The sequence below is a fragment of the Alteromonas gracilis genome (genome assembly GCF_036870955.2).
Taxonomy (GTDB): Bacteria; Pseudomonadota; Gammaproteobacteria; order Enterobacterales; family Alteromonadaceae; genus Alteromonas; species Alteromonas gracilis_A.
This window is the reverse complement of record NZ_CP145482.2, coordinates 2,784,196-2,803,689: the sequence shown is the minus strand read 5'-3', so window position 1 is coordinate 2,803,689 and position 19,494 is coordinate 2,784,196. Positions and strand designations below refer to the sequence as shown.

Genomic DNA, 19,494 nt, shown 5'->3' with positions numbered 1-19,494 from the left:
CATGAAAATCAGAAAACACTTCACAGCACTCATGCTATCGGCCTCATTAACAAGTTTGGGCGGTTGCTCAATGATGATGGACGAGGAGCAGATCGCAGAACAATCTCCTCAGCGCCCTGCAATGAATGTCATTGATATTACCGCGCAAGATAGAGCGCCAGCTAAGCCTCAAATGATGGAAGAAGATAGCGACGTTGGCGGGATGGACGCTTACGGTGCCATTGGTCAGCCTCCTCTTTATTCTAGCGTGCAAGGTGCATACAAAGGCTTACCGCTTACTAAACACATTGGTGACTACGTGAAAAACATGACGCAAGACCTGATTGCGAACATGGAATACGTCAATGACAAAACGCCCATAGGCGTAACGCATTTTGCGTTGCTTGATACAAACCTTCAGCAAACTGACCTGCTCGGCCGACAAATGGCCGAATCGTTTGTACATGAACTTCACAAGTTCCGTGTACCCGTTATTGATTTTAAAGCGACGGAATACATTCGTATTACCGAAGGTGGTGATTTCGTGTTGAGCCGTGACTATCTAGAGTTAAGCAGTAGCTTGCCTATTGAGTATGTCCTAACGGGGACGATGACAAAACACCAAGGCGGTGTACTTGTTAATGCAAGAATACTGGGCATGGAGTCGCGTGCAGTGGTGGCGAGTGCGCAAATGCTGGTGCCGTTTTATGTGGTTGATGCACTCATTCCAAGTGATGGTAGTGAGCAAAATGGTATGCGTGACGGCGTTAAATTAAGTCGCGGTTAGTACAGCAAGAGGTTTGTCATGCTAAAAAGAATTCCGCTACCAAGCGTTGTTTTGTCGCTAGTTTTTACAGGGGCTATTTCGTTAAGTGGGTGCTCAAGTACCGATTCAATTGGCTCCTTTTGGTTAGGTGAAGATGGCGACATCACGCACGATGCTGAGCCTGTGCCCGTGCCAAGGCGTTCTGGTTTGGTTTACACGCCAGATTCTAGAGATAGAGAGTATCAACAGCATGTTGCACAAGAACCCGGCTACAAAGACCCGCTTCATCAAGGTTTTTTCCCCTCAAGGACGCATAAGCGTTTAAATGACTATGCATCGCAGCTGGCAATGAAGCTGATGGACAACGCAACCCGACTTACGCATCAAGATATGGTTGGCGTGGCAAGTTTTGTTCGCCTTAATCATTCGCTGAATGACAGTACGGTTTTAGGCAATCAATTGTCTGAATACTTAATTGCTGAACTGCAAGACTTTGGGCTGGCAATTGTCGACTTCAAACTGGCGGGGGGCATTACTGTAACGCCGGTTGGGGATTTTGTTTTAACAAGAGATGGCAAAGCGCTCGCAGAACAAGTGGAAATGGACCATGTTGTTACCGGAACCATTATTGAAGACGATAGAGGCGTGCGCGTTAACGCACGCATCGTATCACTAGAGAATAAACAAGTGGTAGCCAGTGCTAATGTGTATATTCCCGCATTTATTGTTATGGATTTAAACAAAATTGCCAACGTGAATATGCACTAACACTACTCGCCGCGAATGGCCTCTCTGGTCATAAAGCGGCTTGTATTTACTGCATTCAATAAATCATTATTCAATGGCAGTGGCTCATGGCAGAGACTGCTTATCAACACCTCGGCCATTAGCGGCGCCGTGGTTAGTCCCCTAGAACCTAGACAAGTCAATGTTGCGCAGCAGCTGGCAGGCAGTGTAGGTGTCGCCTCCAATGGTTTCCCAACGCCCAACGCGTCATACTGGGTCTTTAGTGTCGAAAAGTCATGAAGCAAGCCTACTACCTAGGTTGATGGTCGGGTGAGCCTAATCGAATGGCAGCGCGCGCGTCTCCATCATGTTCAAGCACGCTTACAATGTCAGTATTGGCAAGAGCTTGCGCATGGGTATCCAAGTTCATTTGCGTTTCTTCACTACGTACATCCGTCGCCATGTCGTTTTTGACGTAAGTGGAGCCTAGGGCATGTCGCCCCGAAAGGCTAGGAGTCATATAGCCTTTGTGACAAAGTACGGTGTTAAGCGAAGCAATTGGTGCTTGAGAGGGAACAGCTTCTACCTGACCACGCACAGGACGTAGCGATAAACTATCAAACTCTGGGGCGTTAACTGCTTGAGCACCTAGCGCCAAAATAAGCTGGTCGGCATGATACGCTTTTTCTGCGCCGTTAGTCACAAAACTAACAACGAGACCTTCTGAGCCGTCCTTTTCTTTAACATCGCTAACGTGTTTAATGTACTTGTGGTTGGCTTTTATCTCCAAATACCCGGTTGATGCTGCTTGGTCAATCATAGCCTTAACGAGATCGGGTGGAGACAGCCAGCCACCGAAAGGAATATGTAAACCCGAGTAGGGCAAACTAACATTGGCAATCTTGCTAACGGCTTTGGCGTCCACCGCGTTTATCAATGCTTCAGGCCAAACCTCAGCTTGGGCTAATTTTGATTGCCGCGCCGATACTTTATCATTGAAATTAAGCTGAACTACGCCACAAAAGTCGTGCGCTACTTCAGGGTGTTTTTGTACGATATCCTGATAACAGGCCTTGGCGTATAAAAAACTATGCGCCTGAATCCGACTCGCAATGCTTGCCTCGCTGTGAAGCTGAGGATAGAAGCCGCCTTGAGGGTTGCCTGATGCACCTGTGGCTAACGTCTCGCCGTCAAAAAGAAGGGTTGTGCGAATACCGCGTTTGGTTAAAGCCAAACAGGCACTTGCCGCCGCTAAACCAGAACCGACTACAAACACCGTATGTTGATTGGTCAACGGCGAATTGGCATATCGGTAGTAAGGGCCAGGTGGTAGGCGTAATTTATGCGGAACCCCGTCATTGTTGTTATCAAATACACCAGTGAGCATGTCGCGCTTGCGACCAAAGCCATTGCGCTTTGCAATGTTAAAGCCCACGTCTCGCAAGCCGCGTTTAACAATACCTGCAGCTGTAAAGGTACCAAAAGTTGTGCCCGTCTTTGATAGGCGAGCCATTTGGCTGAACAGCGCCTCGGTCCACATGTCGGGGTTTTTACTGGGCGCAAAGCCATCTAAAAACCAAGCATCAACAAGCCCTTTTATAGGCGTATGCCATTGTGGCAATAGCTCGTGTACATCGCCTATCCATAAATCAAGCGTGGTAGAAAATTCAGCAAAATCGAGTCTGTGGCAACCTTCTAGGCCCATTGGATATGCCGAAGTTAGCGCTTCAGATTCACGCCCTAGTGCTGGGAATGCAGACAACGCGCGCTGCATATCATCTCGGGGAAGCGGGAATTTTTCGGTAGTAGTAAAAAATAACTGTTTCAACGGATGGGTGGGATTGGCCTGCCTAAATGCGCTGAATTGATGCATAGCAACCAAGAAATTAAGACCCGTACCGAAACCTGTTTCTGCAATAACAAATGAAGGTTCAGACCAGCCTAGCCATCTTGATGATAAGTCATTGCCTTCGATGAAAACGTGTTGCGTTTCGTCAATGCCGCTGTCATTAGAAAAATAAACGTCGTCGAAATGATCGGCCACAGGTGTACCGCTGTCATTAAAATGAACCTGTGCATGTTTAGATTTCACGAATGGTGTCTCTCCGTTGCAGTTATGTGCTAATTGTTGCTGAGGTAGTGAGTTGATACGGTGCCAGTTACCGCTTGGCCTTCTGCCATACCGCCGACTGTGAACCATTGATCATTAATATTGAGCAGGCCTCGATGATCCATTGTGCTATGGCGAGATTTTTCGATTGTCCAGCTGTTGTCCTGGACTTTGTATATCCATATTTGATTGTCAGGCTCAGACGGCACGCCGTTGTAGCCTATACCGTTGTAGTTGTATGGGTTTGATGAGCCACCCACAAAATACATTAAGCCATCTTTCTCATTGCCGGCACTGGCCATGCGATATCGGGCTGTTCCTGTGGGGTGTTTCACACTACGCCAGTCAATTTTTAACGGGTTGTCAGCGTCGATCTCGCCCTTGTAGCACGCCGTTTCCGCTTGAAAAGAGCGTCGTCTATCCTCGTTAGGAATAACGGCCACACCGTCACATACCATCATGGTATTGTTAACCAGTGCGCCAGCATGACCGAAAACGGACTTACCTAAAAATGGACTCGCCTGTTGCCATGTATTGGTTTGGGTGTCGTAAACCTGTACTAAGTTTACGTTGCCGTCATTGTGCCAACCGGAGATCAAATACACATAGCGAGACTGGTATACAAGGGCAACGGCATCATCAACGGGAATGGGCATGGGGGCAAGAAGTGTATACGTCATATCAAGGGGATCGTATTCGTAAACATCCGGTGTACTTATTTCACTGTGGTCTTCTGCTACCGTATAGCCACCAAAAATGTATACCTTATCTTGAACACCTACGGCGACAGATGCCAGCCGCCCTTTAAGTGCCAAGCTAGACGGCACCTGGGGGAGGGGCTGCCACTGCGAAGTTTTGTCATCAACTATCTTAAGCTGCCATGCATTGTTGTGAACGTCATGGTGAGTTTTACCACTACCCAAGCCCATAAAACTAAACAAATACACGGTGTCATCAATGTTTAACGTTGCCACCGCATTGTTAGACGTGCCTTCGGGTAATGAAGGGAGCATCATTGGAGAGGGCGTGGCAGCCGTTTTGCTTGTTAGCTGGTTCGTATTGTGAGCGCTCACGGCTGTTGATTGTGCGCTCATGGCTGTTGATTGCACGCTCAGGGCTGTTGCACAGGCAAACAAAGTGCAGACAAAAACTCGAAGGAAACGACAAGGAAGCGGAGCGTGCTTTTTTTCGGCATTGAAAGTAGTTGGCATATTTTTCGCTGCTTTATCCAGTTAAGTATCAGGGAGTTCGGGTGATCGATGGCGTATTGTAACCATCATTATTCGTGTTTGCTTGAAAAAGTCAGCATGAGCGTGTTTTGTTTCACTGCTCATCTTCGCACAAGGCTTGTCTATGACAGTGCCGTATGTGTGAAAGGATTGCACCAATAGGTGGATGTTTAAGCACTTTTTCGTGTCATTGATTTTGTTTGCTTACAAGTGTACGCTGAATTGAGTTTTTGTATAAATTGTCGTTGTGCAACGATTTAGTGGAAACGCATTCTTCGATATGCGCTAAGCAGACCACTTTACGATTCAAAATCGTTACCATAAGCCGCACTAACGCAAAGGGTAAACTATGAGAAGAGCAGTCATCACCTAGGTCTTGGCATCGTATCAAGTATCGGCGTAAACAAAGAAGAAGTGCTTGCTTCATTAAGAGCGGGCAAGTCAGGTATTACATTTTCGGAACAGTTCGCCGAAATGGGCCTAAGAAGCCAAGTTTGGGGCGACATTAATATTGATTTGAAAGAGCACATCGACCGCAAAGCGATGCGCTTTATGGGTGATGCGGCAGGCTATGCGTATGTTGCAATGCAACAAGCGATAGCAGACTCAGGCCTAGAAGAAAGTGATATTTCTAACGAGCGTACGGGTATTATTGCTTAGCTCTGGCGGTGCGTCTTCTGAAAACCAGGTACTGTCAGCAGATATTCTTCGCGAAAAAGGTGTGAAGCGCGTTGGTCCATACATGGTACCGCGCTGTATGGCATCTACAGTATCAGCGTGTTTAGCCACACCGTTTAAAATTCGCGGGGTTAACTATTCTATTGCTTCAGCGTGTGCAACAAGCGCACACTGCATCGGTAATGCTCTAGAGCTCATTCAACTTGGCAAACAAGATGTTGTTTTTGCAGGTGGCGGTGAAGAGCTTCATTGGTCATTATCAAGCCAGTTTGACGCTATGGGCGCATTAAGCTCGAAATACAACGATAACCCATCGGTAGCCTCGCGTACGTATGACGCAGCGCGAGATGGATTTGTTAGTTCTGGCGGTGGCGGTATGGTTGTCGTTGAAGAGCTTGAGCATGCACTTGCACGCGGCGCTAAGATTTATGGCGAAGTAGTGGGTTATGGTGCAACCTCTGATGGCTACGACATGGTAGCACCGTCTGGCGAGGGCGCAATCCGCTGCATGCAAATGGCGATGCAAAACGTAAATGGGCCAATCGATTACCTAAATACACATGGTACATCAACACCTGTAGGTGATGTGAAAGAGCTTGCTGCTATCCAAGAGGTGTTTGGTCAATCTGGCGTGCCTATCAGTGCAACCAAGTCACTAACTGGTCACGCGTTGGGGGCTGCTGGTGTTAACGAGGCTATCTATAGCTTACTTATGATGGAAAATAGCTTTATTGCGCCATCTATCAACATCGACACGCTAGACGATGCTGCACAAGGTTTAGATATTGTTACTGAAGCTAGAGATGCAGAGCTAAACACGATTATGTCTAACAGCTTTGGTTTTGGCGGTACAAACGCAACCTTGGTAATGCAAAAATACAAGGGCTGATCTTAGCCCAATAGGTAAGCGAAGGTGTTCGATTACACCCTGTGAAAAATGCTTATTACGCTTATCATGTCTATCAAGCTTATCATGCAACAAAGCGCGCAATGCTCACGTATTGCGCGTTTTTTTGTTTCGTAAGTGCCATAGCGTGCTGTTTTTCGGTGCTCGGTGCTGAAAATGTATCGCAAAGGCCTATACAACTTAAGGCCTCAGGTAAATTGATATTCTCTAAACAGAAGGTCAGGGTCGGGAATAGTCACTTTCCCATAGTGACGCTTAAGAAGTCCCTCTTCCTGAAGCTCTCCTAATAGCTGGTTTACGGTTTGTCGGCTGCTGTTTATCATCTGTGCCAGTGACTCTTGTGATAGCGATAACGTGATCGTATTGTGCTTTGGCATATGCTGGCCGTAACTGGTGGTAAGCATGAGTAATCGCTTGACCAGTTGGTGTTTGAGGCTAAGGCCTGCACTTGAGTCTATAAACTGAAAAGCGCTGCGTACTCGAGTACAGAGTAAACGGGTGAAATGTGGGTATAGCTCAGGATAGTCTGCAAGAAGCGCTTTAAATGGCTTTTTTTGTATTATGGCCACAGTGCAGTCAGTTTCACAAAAATTGTCATGCGTACGGGGCAAATCGTCAAACATTGAAATCTCACCAAACCAGGTACCAGGACCTAGCAAAGCAAACAACATTTCTCTGCCATCAATACCCACTGACACTACGCGTAAACGCCCTTCGCATACGCCGTAAAAACCAACGCCTTCTTCCCCTTTAGCATGCAGTTGTTGGCCTGCCTTAAGGTGCTTAAGACGCATCTTGTCAAACATCACCTGCTGTAAATGTGGCTCGATGCCGCTGAACCAAATTGAACTCGCCAGGGTTTCTTTGTACTTTTCCATTTAACAAATTCATTACACTGTCGGATATCCGACAGTGTATAGCACATCTTGTACGTATTGTAGAGACAATACAAAAAGACATTGGAGTTGGTATGACGACGTCAGTTAAAGCGCAAGTAAGTGAACAAGAATGGCAAACACGAGTAGATTTGGCTGCTTGCTACAGGGCTGTTGCAATGTATGGCTGGGATGACCTTATTTTTACGCATATTTCAGCGCGTGTACCTGGGCCAGAGCATCACTTTCTTATTAATCCTTACGGCATGATGTTTGATGAAGTTACAGCATCTAGCTTGGTGAAAGTTGACTTAAACGGCAACAAAGTTATGGAGAGTGAGTACGATATCAACCCTGCGGGCTTCACCATCCACAGCGCCGTACACGATGCACGAGACGATGCAAAGTGTGTTTTGCATTTACATACCGCGGAAGGTGTGGCGCTATCGATATTAGAAGAGGGCTTACAACCTTACTCGCAACAATCTTTGTTTCCCTTAGCATCGCTGTCATACCACGCGTACGAAGGTGTCGCTTTAAACCCCGAAGAAAAAGCACGTTTAGTAAGAGACTTAGGTGATACCCAATTTATGATCCTGCGCAACCATGGGCTTCTCACATGTGCAGACAACATTCCTGATGCGTTTTTGTTTATGTTCATTCTACAACGGGCGTGTGAGATACAGCTGAAAGCGCAGGCCACGGGGCAAAAATTAATACCTATCCACTCAGCCATATTACAAGGCATTCGCGCGCAGGCTTCAGAAGTGACGAAGCAGGCAGGTGGAACATTGGCATGGCCCGGTATTAAGCGTCGTGTTGAACGCAGATTCCCGGGCTTTGACCAGTAACGTGGAAAAGGCGGGTTTTTCTTTATAGTCACACGCCATTCAAGCGGGTTTGGTCTACGCCAGTCATTGATTTATCAATGTGTTCACGGCGTTTACCTGCACAAACCCGCTTAATTGTTATTTTTAGGTCCTCTTTTACCTTAAACACCAGTAGTCTGTGGGTTACTCAAGACTTAACTTAAGGTACAATCTTCGCTATGAAGATACTCCTTGAAGATACCATTCCGTTTGGACGTGATTACCTTGACGACCTTGGCGAGGTAACAACCTATGCATGGCAAACATTCACACCCGATATGCTGTGTGATGTGGACATTTTAGCGTTACGTTCGACGACGAAAGTGACGCCAAAATTGTTGGAACGCGCTAACAAGCTTCAACTTGTTACAACGGCTACCGCGGGCACAAACCACCTTGATAAAGCCTACCTTGATACGCGTGAAATACCACATGCATCTGCTGCTGGGTGCAATGCCGTCGCGGTAGCAGAATATGTGTTAAGTGTATTGCTGCATGCCTATCGCGATGGCAAGTTAGCATTGCCTGAATGCACCGTTGGCATTGTTGGTGCTGGAAACGTAGGCAGTGCCCTAAGCACAATTTTATCGGCGTTAGATATTAAGCACCTACTGTGCGACCCACCGCTTGAAGCGTCGGGGGATGGGCGTGATTTTGTCTCGCTTGAGCGCATTTCACAATGTGATGTCATATCTCTGCACGTTCCTTTTGTGAAAGAAGGCCCTCATGCAACCGGGTGCCTTATCGACGGCCACTTCTTAAATTCATTGAATGCAAAGCAGCTGTTGATTAACGCGTGTCGCGGTGAGGTGATTGATGAAGCTGCATTAATACAAAGATTGGACAAAGGTGAAGCACCTACCGTTGTGTTAGATGTTTTTGATAACGAGCCCAATGTAAATACAGCGCTATTTAAAAATGTGTGGTTTGTTACGCCCCATATTGCTGGCCACTCTGTTGAAGGGAAAGTGCGTGGTACCCAAATGATCTACGAACAAATAAGCGAGGTCGTAGGTAAACCAGTGGAAAAGCAGCTAAGTAGCTTTCTTTCGTTTAGGTGGAACCAATCAATGTTCTGCTTCATAGTCCAAGAGCATCTCGCCTCGCTATGGAAGATGCTGTCAGCATATTTCATCAAGTGTACGATGTTGCCATTGACGATAAGCATACAAGAGAAACGTTGCTAGCAGGTAGTGAAGGGGTAAACTCAAACAGCGCTGATGTAGGCAAAGGTTTTGCCAACATGCGCAAACACTATCGAACGCGTCGGGAATGCAGCGCATATACGCTGCGTTTGTCTCAGCAAATCAGTGCTCCGATACAGCAAACATTGGAACAACTGGGTTTTACACTAGAGACGACAGGCGAGTAGTTAACACGCACTACGTGTAAAGAGCACGAGAGCAAAGTAAGGAAATACTTTTTTCAACAATAACACAGCAGAACATGGCGTTGTTTTCAAAGCCGTAACGTCGAAACGCCGCTGTTGTTACTTTTTAATATCATCATAAATAAATCACACTGTGATTTTTGTTAGGAGCATAAAATATTATGTCGCAAGCGTTTGACGTAGCGGTTCTAGGTGCCACAGGTCTTGTGGGCCAAACCATGATTGAACTATTAGAAGAGCGAGATTTTCCCGTAAATCGACTATATCCGCTTGCCAGTAAACGTTCAGCAGGAAGCACCGTATCGTTTAAAGGCGAAGACATTGAGGTATTAGATGCCGATGAATTTGACTGGTCACTAGTACAATTCGGTTTTTTCTCAGCAGGGGGAAGTATTTCTGAAAAGTACGCGCCGCGCGCTGCTGATGAAGGCTGTATTGTTATAGATAACACCTCTCAGTTTAGGTACGAGCCAGATATTCCTCTTGTTGTGCCTGAGGTTAACGCCCACGCGCTGGCCGATTTTCGCAATAGAAATATCATTGCTAACCCCAACTGTTCCACTATTCAAATGCTGGTTGCGTTGAAGCCAATTCAAGACGCTGTGGGAATTGAGCGTATAAATGTTTGCACGTACCAGTCTGTGTCGGGTGCGGGTAAAGAAGCTATGGAAGAGTTGGCCAAACAAACCGCTGGGCTGCTGAATGCCCGAGAGGTCAAAGCAGAAGCATTTAGTCGTCAAATTGCCTTTAATGTCATCCCACAAATCGATGTGTTTCAAGATAATGGTTACACTAAAGAAGAAATGAAAATGTTGTGGGAAACACAGAAAATAATGGGTGACCAGAGTATTCTTGTTAACGCAACGGCTGTGAGAGTACCAGTGTTTTACGGGCATGCCGAGTCCGTTCATCTTGAAACGCGTTCGCCAATTGATGCGCAACAAGTTAAAGAGTTGCTTGCTAATGCACCTGGTGTAACCGTTTATGATAGCAATGAGCAATTTCCAACACAGGTGAGTAATGCCAGCGGAAACGACATTGTGCATGTGGGGCGGATTCGTAACGACATAACCCATCCATGCGGTCTAAATTTATGGGTAGTGTCAGACAATATTCGCAAAGGTGCTGCGACGAATAGCATTCAAATTGCCGAAACATTGATTCGCGATTACTTGTAGTAAATTACGGGAATAGATGACCCGTGTCTTTCGAGTAAGCACAGAAAAAGTAAACATTTTTCTGTGCTTGCCGATAGTTTACATAATAGAGTGAGCTTGCAAATAATCAACACTCACTAGATCGCCCCGAATAACTGGTTTATAGTTTGAGTAACAACGTTTTTTTAACGTTTTGAAAAATTAAAAAAACTACTTTTCTTCAGTGGTTTAGACAATACAAACAGAATCGAATTACAGTGCTTCAGTGTGTAACGCGAAGCCACAAGGTTACTCCAGAATGTTAGGGCTGCGAGTGACTTAAGAACAAGAATAAAAGCCAATAGACTTCTGATAACAATGATTGGCTAAAAATCCGCCTCGACGTCACAGGCGGTAAAGACGCTTAAGGGCATATAGGACTGCTATGAAATTGCATTTGACGGGCTTACTTTTACTCACACTTTGTTTGTCTGCCCCAATCGCACCTGTCGACGCACAGGAGCGCGCTACATTACTAAAGGGTCCAAAAGACGCCAGCAATCAGTATTCTGGGCTTGAGTATGGCCCGATAGATGCGAACGACACATTGTGGCGCATCGCCGAACGGTATCGTCAGAATAACAACCTGAGTGTCTACCAGGTTATGACGGCAATCTACGAACTTAACCCTGACGCATTCGAGAATGGCAACCTTAACTTGCTTGTCGACGGCGCTGTTCTTAAGTTGCCCTCAGAACGTTACATTGCTCGCATCGATAAGCAAAAAGCACAAATGCGTGCCGAGCAAGATGACAGAGAATTTGCAGAGCTACTCAACAAACCTGGTAGTAGTGTTAGAAATATCAAACCTGCTTCCCCATTGGTTAATCAAAATGATCTAACGCAAACGCAAACCGATATCGAACAAAAGATTACCCGCTTAGATCAAGAGCAGACTCGACAATTTGATGAGTTGCGCATGCAATTTGCCGCGTCCCTTGAAAACGTTGAAGCGCTGCTGAATGAAAATAGAAAATTGTACGATCGCGTCGAGGCCGTCAACGGTGAACTAGAGACGTTACGAGGTCAGGTCGAAGGCGATGTGAAATCGCAGTTGGACATGCAAGTTGCGCTTCAACAAGAACTTCTCGATATGATTAAAGCCGAGCAGGCGCAGCGAGAAGCAGAGAAGCAAGACTCATTTCTTAATGCGCTAACTAGCCCAATGAGTTTAATTATCGGCTCAGGCGTTCTGACGCTATTACTGGTAGGTGGGTTAATAGCTTGGTTGTTAAAGCGCAATAGTGCGCCTGAAGAAGCACCAGTAACCACGCCACCCATTAGCTCTAACAATGATGACGTGCTTAGGTACCGGATGCTGATATTGGTGATTTATCTAATTCATTGGCGCCTGACTTAGGCGATCAATCTGAGTTGTCTGACGATGACTTGTTTAACGATGACGACTTGTTAGACGACGTTCTAACATCAGACCTCGAAGATAGTCTTGATGACGAATTAGATACGTTTGCTGACCTTGAAGATGACATGTTGGTGCCTGATGAAGGTACGGACGACTTATTCGAAGAGGGAGGTGATGAACTTGATCAAAGTGAGTTAGACAGTCTCTTCGACGACGATGATTTGTCTGACAAGATGTTAAGCGAAGATGAATCGTCTGACTTAGAGGGCTTTGATTTATCTGGCGATGACGATGTTTTCGAGGAATCAAGCGAGGAACCATCGTCTGAAGATAATTCGGATGAAACTGCGTCAGAAGATGACGATTTTGACGTGGATGACATCCTCAACGATGTCCAAAGTCAAAGTGAAGAGCCGCAGGCCGATGAATTAGACGTTGACCCTGACGATATTCTTAATCAGTTTGAGACTGACACTAGTGATGAAGCGCAAAATTCTGCAGATGATGCTAACGAAGATGTCGACGAGGATGATATTGATGCGCTACTAGCAGGCGCAGCAGATGATGCGGTTGATACTGCCGATGAAGAGCCGTCTTCCGAAACGACTTCCAGTCTCCCTAACGTTGAAGATGAAGACGACACGCCAGAAATTAGCATTGATGATTTGCTAGAAGAGCATGGTGTTGATGCTGGTCTGACGGATGAACTGGATAGTAACGATGACCTCATCAATGAAGAAATGCTTGAAAAGCTAGATGATGAGATAAATCAACAAAACAAAGAGATAAATAAGATCACCGACGATTTGCTCAATGAAATTGAACAAATTGAAATGATGGGCGGTTTAGGTGATGAAGACGACGAAGACGATATTGAAGAAGAAATCAGTACAGGCACGCCGTCTCCTCAGTCAATACAAAGCTTAGACGCTATCGCCGACGAGTTAGACGAGATTGACGCAGAAACCCTTGAAGGCGTAGCTGACTTTAGTGACCCACTTTCTGATGAGTTAATCGCAGAATTACAGGCACAAGACGAAGAGCTCGAATCAGGAGCTGTTGATGAACAAGATCCTGCGGAAGCTGAGGCCGATTTAGATACGAGTGAAGACTTTGATGATCCGATTACTGATGAGTTGTTAGCTGAGCTTGAAGCTGATCTCGAAGATGAGCCTGCAGAGCCTGAAGCAGAGTCTGAGTCAGTGACTGATGTAGATAAGGCAACTGAAGAGAGTGAAGAAGATTTCAGCGACCCTCTGACGGATGAGTTGCTTGCTGAGTTAGAGGCAGAAGAAACAGACACTTCGAACGATCCTGACCAATTAGCTGACGAATTACTGTCAGAGTTAGAGGCAGATATTGACGATGCTGACTTTGGTGAGTCCGCGTTGGAGGGGGATGCTGCTAGCGATGATATCATGCACGATGATGCGGATGTTGAATCAGAAAAAGTGGAGCAAGATTCTGATTTTGAAGAAGAAACACTTGACATTGATAACGAGCTAGCAAACGATTTTGCAGAAGCAGAAGCAGAAGCAGAAGCAGAAGCAGAAGCAGAAGCAGAAGCAGAAGCAGAAGCAGAAGCAGAAGCAGAAGCAGAAGCAGAAGCAGAAGCAGAAGCAGAAGCAGAAGCAGAAGCAGAAGCAGAAGCAGAAGCAGAAGCAGAAGCAGAAGCAGAAGCAGAAGCAGAAGCAGAAGCAGAAGCAGAAGCAGAAGCAGAAGCAGAAGCAGAAGCAGAAGCAGAAGCAGAAGCAGAAGCAGAAGCAGAAGCAGAAGCAGAAGCAGAAGCAGAAGCAGAAGCAGAAGCAGAAGCAGAAGCAGAAGCAGAAGCAGAAGCAGAAGCAGAAGCAGAAGCAGAAGCAGAAGCAGAAGCAGAAGCAGAAGCAGAAGCAGAGTCTATTGACCCTCTGGATGATGCGATTGAAGATTTTGAACAACAAATGATGGACGACATTCCATCATTTGGTGAAGTCGAGTCACAGTCATCAGAGCCTGAAACTGAGAGTGACGAAGGGTTTGACGACAGTATTCTCAACGATGCTTTTGATGAGGTTGACACCTTTGAGCTGGAACAAGAAGTTGATGGCGTAGAGCCAGATAATTCGCAAGAAGCACAACAAACAGAGCCTGCTGAAGAAGAAGCGCCGAGCAATAATGCTCCTGCTGAAGATATCAACGAACTTGATGATGTGCCCGGCCTAGACGATTGGTTGTCGGGTAGCGATGATGAGAACACCGAAAACTATGCGTTGCTAAACGAGTTAGACAGCGCGGAATTTGATGAACTGCTGCAGAGCTTAGAGTCTGAAGACCCTGTCGATACATCAGAGCTTGCGTCGGAATCTGAGTTAGAACAGCCTGAAGAGCCAGAGCCAGAGCCAGAGCCAGAGCCAGAGCCAGAGCCAGAGCCAGAGCCAGAGCCAGAGCCAGAGCCAGAGCCAGAGGAAGCATTTTCTCTCGAAGAAGCTGGCGACGATACGACACAAGAGAACAATACTGACAGTGACGACGCGTTTGCTGACGAGGACACGTTTGAGCTTGATGACACAGACGTTGACGACGAACTTGAAGCCTTCTTTGAAAGTGATGATGAAGAGGACGACACTTTCTCTCTTGAAGACGATGATGAACTCGACGATCTAAACATTCCTGACGAGGTGGAAGGTGAGGTGGACTCTTCTGTATCTCAAAGCAGTGAACAAAAAGCGTTAGAGGATGAGCCTCTTCAACTTGATAACCCTGATTTAGACCTTGAAGCCTTGCTTAATGATAGTCTAAGCGACACGTCAAATGGTGAGATAACACCGCCTGAAGAGTTCCTCGACGTAGAGGCGCTAATGGATGATGGCGATGATGCAAACAGCGTCGACCCTGATAGTCAAGAGCTCGACCTAGATGTAAGCCTGTCTGATTTTACAGGTGTTACTGATGAAGATTCCGTGATAGATATTGATAAGGATGCTGGACAGAACGCAAATTTAGATTTGGCCCGAGCGTACATCGAAATGGAAGACGTGGATGCTGCAAAAGAATTACTAGAAGAAGTAATGTCAGAAGGCAGTGATGAGCAAAAGATGGAAGCCGAGTCTATTTTGAAATCTATCGGCTAATTGCATGTTGAGTGGGACATGACTACACTTAGCGCCTTTTAGCTTAGAGGTATCAGAAAAATGGGGCGAATTGCCTTAGGCATTGAATACGATGGTGCTGCGGTTTTTGGTTGGCAGCGCCAACGAGAAGTGCCAAGTGTTCAGGAGCATTTAGAAAAAGCATTATCAATCGTTGCTAATGAGCCGATTGAAGTTCAATGTGCGGGTAGAACTGACGCGGGTGTCCATGCAACGGGACAGGTTGTCCATTTTCATTGCGATGCGCCAAGAAACGAGCGTGCTTGGACGCTAGGTGTTAATGCAAATCTCCCTGACTCTGTCGCCGTGACTTGGGCAAAATCGGTGTCAGATGACTTCCATGCTCGCTTTTCCGCTACACACCGTCGCTATCGCTACGTTATCCATAATTCCAAGATGCGTCCTGCCATCCTTAGCCATGGTGTTACACACGTACATCGGGCGTTAGACGAAGCAAAAATGCACGAAGCCGCCCAAGCTTTGATTGGTGAACAAGATTTCACGTCATTTAGAGCTGCCCTATGTCAAAGCAATACACCTTTTCGCAATGTGACGAACGTCAGTGTGAGCTAAGCAAGGTATATACGTCATCATAGACATTCGCGCTAATGCATTCTTACACCATATGGTACGCAATATTACAGGGGCTCTCGTTGAAATTGGGGCTTAGGTGAGCAGCCTGTAGATTGGATTGCTCACCTACTTAGTTTAAAAGACAGAAGTCAATCTGCGGCTACCGCAAAACCCAACGGTCTGTATCTCGTTGATGTAACTTACCCCGAAACATTTGGGCTACCAAAACCACCCTTAGGGCCTCTTTTTCTGCCTGACGACTAACAGAGGCAGTGCGCATTGCGCTAGTAGACTTTCTTTACACGCTTAAACAACGCAGTGCGTTTGCATTTATCAGCATGCGCACGCCCTCTCACTTTTCTGATTAGTAATTAATAATTCGCATTACTGCGCTGTGTTTTCTATAGTTAAAATAAAACTACACGACACATATTGAGGTTACATAAAAGGAATTGTCACCATGATGGCGTTATCTCACTGCTTTAAAAAGGCTTTTTTAGCATGTATGAGTCTTGTCACTGTATCTACATTTGTATCATCACACGCAACGGCGTCAATCCGGTTTGCTATCAATGCTCCAGGTTCTAAACCGTACCTGTATTTTGATGACGTTAGCCAAGATTATCGTGGTGTAGTAGTCGACTTTTTCTCATTTCTTGAGTCAGAAAGCGATTTTGCTATCACCTACTTAGACTCTAATCGTGTAAGAAGTGAAAACTTCCTACTGCAAAAAGAGGCGGATGTTTTTTTGTCTGCTATCGACTGGCTCAATAATCCTAATTACTTCATTTTTAGTGATGTATTAATGACGCATTCGAGTTACATATACTCAACGTCGGCTTTTTACGGGCCCTTTGTTCCAGAGGATAACCCCAATGCCAGTGTATGCACACGTTACGGGTTTATTTACCCTGTTCTACAAGAGTTCTTCTACAAAAATAACGGTGGTTTAGTGCGTGTTAATTCAAATAGCCAAGTGACAATGGCAATGATGCTTGCCAGAGGTCGCTGTGACTATACCATCATGAGTGAGCAAAACGCCCAGTCCATTATGTTTGACGAAAGCTTCTGCGATACCACATTTTATCAGTCATCCAATAGCATTAGCGATGTTGATCTGGTTTTCGTAATTCGCCCTGAACTGGTGGAATTTCAACATAGTGTTCGAGCCGCTATGGCGCGTTTTAGAAAGAGTGGTGCACTTCAAAAATCAATTCAAACACATTCAGGTACGCATAAGTTTCCTAAAGGGAAATGCTGATTTCACTAAATTTATTGGTCAAACTCGATGGGCTCGAGATGCTGCCGATAGCAAAGTTGATTGAGGCTAGTGCCAACTTCTTAGACCAGTTTTGTTTTTTCCATTTCGTTGTATTGTGGTCTAATAGCGCGCTATATTAGGTAGCTGTTCTGCTGATTTACGACTTTTTTCTTGGTAATTCAGTAAGAAACTTAAAAATTAATGTGTTGCTGGCCTTGTCGGTGAATAGAGTTCACGCGGGTGGCGGGCAGCCGATAAAAAAGGATTCGATTTCCATGAGCTGGATTCAAAAAATTCTTCCACGCACACAAACCTCAACAAAAGGTAACGTTCCAGAAGGTATCTGGACGAAGTGTGGTTCATGTCAGGCCGTGCTATATAAGAGTGAACTGGAAAAACTACAGGAAGTATGCCCTAAGTGTGACCATCACATGCGCATCACTGCACGCCGTCGAATTGATGCTTTTCTTGACGACGGTGATCGCATCGAGTTAGGCGCTGAGCACGAGCCTCAGGATGTACTTAAGTTTAAAGATTCAAAGCGTTACAAAGACCGAATTGTAGCAGCCCAAAAACTCACAAATGAAAAAGATGCCTTAGTGGTTATGCAAGGCAAGCTAAAAGGTATGCCTGTTGTTGTGGCATGCTTTGAGTTTGCCTTTATGGGTGGTTCAATGGCGTCAGTTGTTGGCGCGCGTTTTGTTGCAGCAGTGAATGCTTGTCTTGAAAATAACACACCGCTAATCTGTTTTTCTGCCAGTGGTGGTGCGCGTATGCAAGAAGCGCTAATGTCTCTAATGCAGATGGCGAAGACATCAGCAGCACTGGCGAGAATGAGCAAAAAGGCTTACCGTACATTTCTGTGCTTACAGACCCTACAATGGGCGGTGTATCAGCGAGTCTAGCCATGCTAGGTGACATTAACGTAGCTGAGCCCAAAGCGCTTATTGGTTTCGCTTAGTCCTCGTGTTATCGAGCAAACCGTACGTGAGAAACTTCCGGAAGGCTTCCAGCGCAGTGAATTTCTAGTTGAGAAAGGCGCAATCGATATGATTGTTGACCGCAGAGAAATGCGTGATAGATTACATAGCCTGTTGGTCAAGTTGCATAACAAGAATTAGTGAACAATAAAAATACTACTACCGTTGGCTCAGCGGATGCGAACGCATCACCTTCTAAAAGTCTGAGCCAATGGCTTTCTTATCTCGAGTCAATTCATCCTAGCGCTATTGATATGGGGCTCGACAGAGTCAAAGCTGTCGCCTCAAGTATGTCGCTTAATCTAAACGAATCTTTAGTGATCACCGTAGCCGGAACCAACGGCAAAGGCACAACCTGTCGTTTGCTAGAACAAGCGTTGTTGGCTCAAGGTAAACACGTTGCAGTGTATAGCTCACCACATTTAACAGATTACCGCGAAAGGGTAAGACACAATGGTGAACTTGCTAGCGAAAAAGCGTTTGTTGACGCGTTTGAGTTTGTTGAAGGTGCTCGCGGCGATACCACGCTAACTTACTTTGAGTTTGGTACGTTAGCGGCAATGAAGATGATGCAAGATTGGTGCGTCGATGTCGCTATTTTAGAAGTGGGCCTTGGCGGTCGTTTGGATGCAACTAACATCATAGATACCGACCTTGCAGTCATAACCACCATCGATTTAGATCACCAAGATTGGCTGGGTAACACCCGTGAAAAAATCGCGCGTGAAAAAGCGGGTATCATGCGTAAAGACGGAAAGGCGGTAATTGGTGAACTTTTCCCACCATCTTCACTTTATGATGTTGCTAATGAGCTCACCGTTTCTGCGCGCTGGGCCACCCAGGACTTTGTCACTGAAGTTGCGGATGACTACAGTGAGTGGTCTTGGAAAGGTAAAGAGGAACACTTTGCGCATTTACCCTATCCGAATATTCCGCTACAAAATGCGAGCACAGCGTTAGCAGCGCTTGAAGTGCTAAAATTACTCCCTGATGAACCAGTGCTTCGTGACATCTTGTCGAAAACGACAATGCCAGGGCGCCAGCAAGTCATTAGCCAAAAGCCACTAGTGGTAGTTGATGTTGCTCACAACCCCCAGGCAACCCAAGCTATGAAGCAATGGTTAGAACGTTATTCTGTGGGTCATATGCGCGTTGTCGTCGGCATGTTAAAAGATAAGTCTATTGCCGAAACTTTAGAACCATTAAGTGGGCTTCAGGCCTCTTGGTATGCAGCATCCACCTCAGGCCCAAGAGGTTGCCAAGCAAGTGTTCTTGAAAATGCACTTGTTAATGCGGGAGCAAGCATAGACAATATAGACACATTTGATGACGTATTAACGGCTTACCAACGCGCGCTTGCTGACTATCAAGATGGTGAACTAATCCTTGTATTTGGCTCATTTGTTACCGTAGCAGACGTGCTTGAAGCCCAGTAATTGCTTAGTCATTAAATTGATAGATAGC

Annotated in this window: 12 protein-coding genes and 4 pseudogenes; 13 read left to right on the top strand and 3 right to left on the bottom strand. The window is 45.9% G+C overall.

What is annotated here, in order from left to right; genetic code table 11:
• Position 1: 1 nt before the first annotated feature.
• Together V6N89_RS13540 and V6N89_RS13535 are read left to right on the top strand one after the other, a co-directional pair.
• On the top strand, positions 2-766 hold the full coding sequence (locus tag V6N89_RS13540) for a FlgO family outer membrane protein (RefSeq protein ID WP_346992812.1): 765 nt from the start codon (positions 2-4) through the stop codon (positions 764-766).
• A gap of 18 nt (positions 767-784) precedes the next feature.
• Positions 785-1,513 (top strand): FlgO family outer membrane protein, encoded by a 729-nt coding sequence (locus V6N89_RS13535; RefSeq protein WP_346992811.1) that lies wholly within the window; start codon positions 785-787, stop codon positions 1,511-1,513.
• A 2-nt stretch (positions 1,514-1,515) separates the two neighbouring features.
• On the opposite strand, the pseudogene mnmC reads toward V6N89_RS13535, so the two are convergent.
• Both mnmC and V6N89_RS13520 read right to left on the bottom strand, forming a co-directional pair.
• Positions 1,516-3,563, bottom strand: a pseudogene (mnmC, locus tag V6N89_RS13525) (bifunctional tRNA (5-methylaminomethyl-2-thiouridine)(34)-methyltransferase MnmD/FAD-dependent 5-carboxymethylaminomethyl-2-thiouridine(34) oxidoreductase MnmC).
• 29 nt (positions 3,564-3,592) lie between these two features.
• Entirely contained in the window at positions 3,593-4,675 is a 1,083-nt protein-coding gene (locus V6N89_RS13520) for a Kelch repeat-containing protein (protein WP_346992809.1), read from the bottom strand.
• Between the two features lie 484 nt (positions 4,676-5,159).
• Between V6N89_RS13520 and fabB the strand changes: the two are divergent.
• Positions 5,160-6,377, top strand: a pseudogene (gene fabB, locus V6N89_RS13515) (beta-ketoacyl-ACP synthase I).
• Between the two features lie 206 nt (positions 6,378-6,583).
• Here fabB and V6N89_RS13510 read toward each other — a convergent pair.
• Complete coding sequence (locus V6N89_RS13510) at positions 6,584-7,273, bottom strand: Crp/Fnr family transcriptional regulator (protein WP_338518035.1); 690 nt, start codon at positions 7,271-7,273, stop codon at positions 6,584-6,586.
• Between the two features lie 92 nt (positions 7,274-7,365).
• On the opposite strand from V6N89_RS13510, the gene V6N89_RS13505 reads away from it, so the two are divergent.
• The 10 genes and pseudogenes from V6N89_RS13505 (at position 7,366) to folC (ending at position 19,466) form a co-directional block, all read left to right on the top strand.
• On the top strand, positions 7,366-8,121 hold the full coding sequence (locus tag V6N89_RS13505; protein WP_338518033.1) for a class II aldolase/adducin family protein: 756 nt from the start codon (positions 7,366-7,368) through the stop codon (positions 8,119-8,121).
• A 197-nt stretch (positions 8,122-8,318) separates the two neighbouring features.
• Positions 8,319-9,326, top strand: coding sequence for a 4-phosphoerythronate dehydrogenase (locus V6N89_RS13500; protein WP_346992808.1), 1,008 nt, complete (start codon positions 8,319-8,321; stop codon positions 9,324-9,326).
• Complete coding sequence (locus tag V6N89_RS13495; RefSeq protein ID WP_431189730.1) at positions 9,248-9,511, top strand: DUF3410 domain-containing protein; 264 nt, start codon at positions 9,248-9,250, stop codon at positions 9,509-9,511. The genes V6N89_RS13500 and V6N89_RS13495 overlap by 79 nt, the downstream gene beginning before the upstream one ends.
• Positions 9,512-9,690: 179 nt before the next feature.
• Positions 9,691-10,707 (top strand): aspartate-semialdehyde dehydrogenase, encoded by a 1,017-nt coding sequence (locus V6N89_RS13490; protein WP_338518030.1) that lies wholly within the window; start codon positions 9,691-9,693, stop codon positions 10,705-10,707.
• A 403-nt stretch (positions 10,708-11,110) separates the two neighbouring features.
• Positions 11,111-12,085 (top strand): FimV/HubP family polar landmark protein, encoded by a 975-nt coding sequence (locus V6N89_RS13485; RefSeq protein ID WP_338518029.1) that lies wholly within the window; start codon positions 11,111-11,113, stop codon positions 12,083-12,085.
• The gene (locus tag V6N89_RS13480; RefSeq protein WP_346992806.1) at positions 12,070-15,198 is read left to right on the top strand and encodes a hypothetical protein; all 3,129 of its coding nucleotides are present in this window, start codon (positions 12,070-12,072) and stop codon (positions 15,196-15,198) included. Before V6N89_RS13485 ends, V6N89_RS13480 begins: the two co-directional genes overlap by 16 nt.
• Before the next feature lie 60 nt (positions 15,199-15,258).
• Positions 15,259-16,053, top strand: a pseudogene (gene truA / locus V6N89_RS13475) (tRNA pseudouridine(38-40) synthase TruA).
• A gap of 196 nt (positions 16,054-16,249) precedes the next feature.
• Complete coding sequence (locus tag V6N89_RS13470; RefSeq protein WP_338518027.1) at positions 16,250-17,050, top strand: substrate-binding periplasmic protein; 801 nt, start codon at positions 16,250-16,252, stop codon at positions 17,048-17,050.
• Between the two features lie 275 nt (positions 17,051-17,325).
• A pseudogene (accD, locus tag V6N89_RS13465) lies at positions 17,326-18,171 on the top strand (acetyl-CoA carboxylase, carboxyltransferase subunit beta).
• Entirely contained in the window at positions 18,171-19,466 is a 1,296-nt protein-coding gene (gene folC, locus V6N89_RS13460) for a bifunctional tetrahydrofolate synthase/dihydrofolate synthase (RefSeq protein WP_338518026.1), read from the top strand. The pseudogene accD and the gene folC overlap by 1 nt, the downstream one beginning before the upstream one ends.
• Positions 19,467-19,494 lie beyond the last annotated feature (28 nt).

Coding starts and splice junctions, on each gene's coding strand:
- V6N89_RS13540 (WP_346992812.1), top strand. CDS start 2: ATGAAAATCAGAAAACACTTCACAGCACTCATGCTATCGGCCTCATTA.
- V6N89_RS13535 (WP_346992811.1), top strand. CDS start 785: ATGCTAAAAAGAATTCCGCTACCAAGCGTTGTTTTGTCGCTAGTTTTT.
- V6N89_RS13520 (WP_346992809.1), bottom strand. CDS start 4,675: ATGAGCGCACAATCAACAGCCGTGAGCGCTCACAATACGAACCAGCTA.
- V6N89_RS13510 (WP_338518035.1), bottom strand. CDS start 7,273: ATGGAAAAGTACAAAGAAACCCTGGCGAGTTCAATTTGGTTCAGCGGC.
- V6N89_RS13505 (WP_338518033.1), top strand. CDS start 7,366: ATGACGACGTCAGTTAAAGCGCAAGTAAGTGAACAAGAATGGCAAACA.
- V6N89_RS13500 (WP_346992808.1), top strand. CDS start 8,319: ATGAAGATACTCCTTGAAGATACCATTCCGTTTGGACGTGATTACCTT.
- V6N89_RS13495 (WP_431189730.1), top strand. CDS start 9,248: ATGGAAGATGCTGTCAGCATATTTCATCAAGTGTACGATGTTGCCATT.
- V6N89_RS13490 (WP_338518030.1), top strand. CDS start 9,691: ATGTCGCAAGCGTTTGACGTAGCGGTTCTAGGTGCCACAGGTCTTGTG.
- V6N89_RS13485 (WP_338518029.1), top strand. CDS start 11,111: ATGAAATTGCATTTGACGGGCTTACTTTTACTCACACTTTGTTTGTCT.
- V6N89_RS13470 (WP_338518027.1), top strand. CDS start 16,250: ATGATGGCGTTATCTCACTGCTTTAAAAAGGCTTTTTTAGCATGTATG.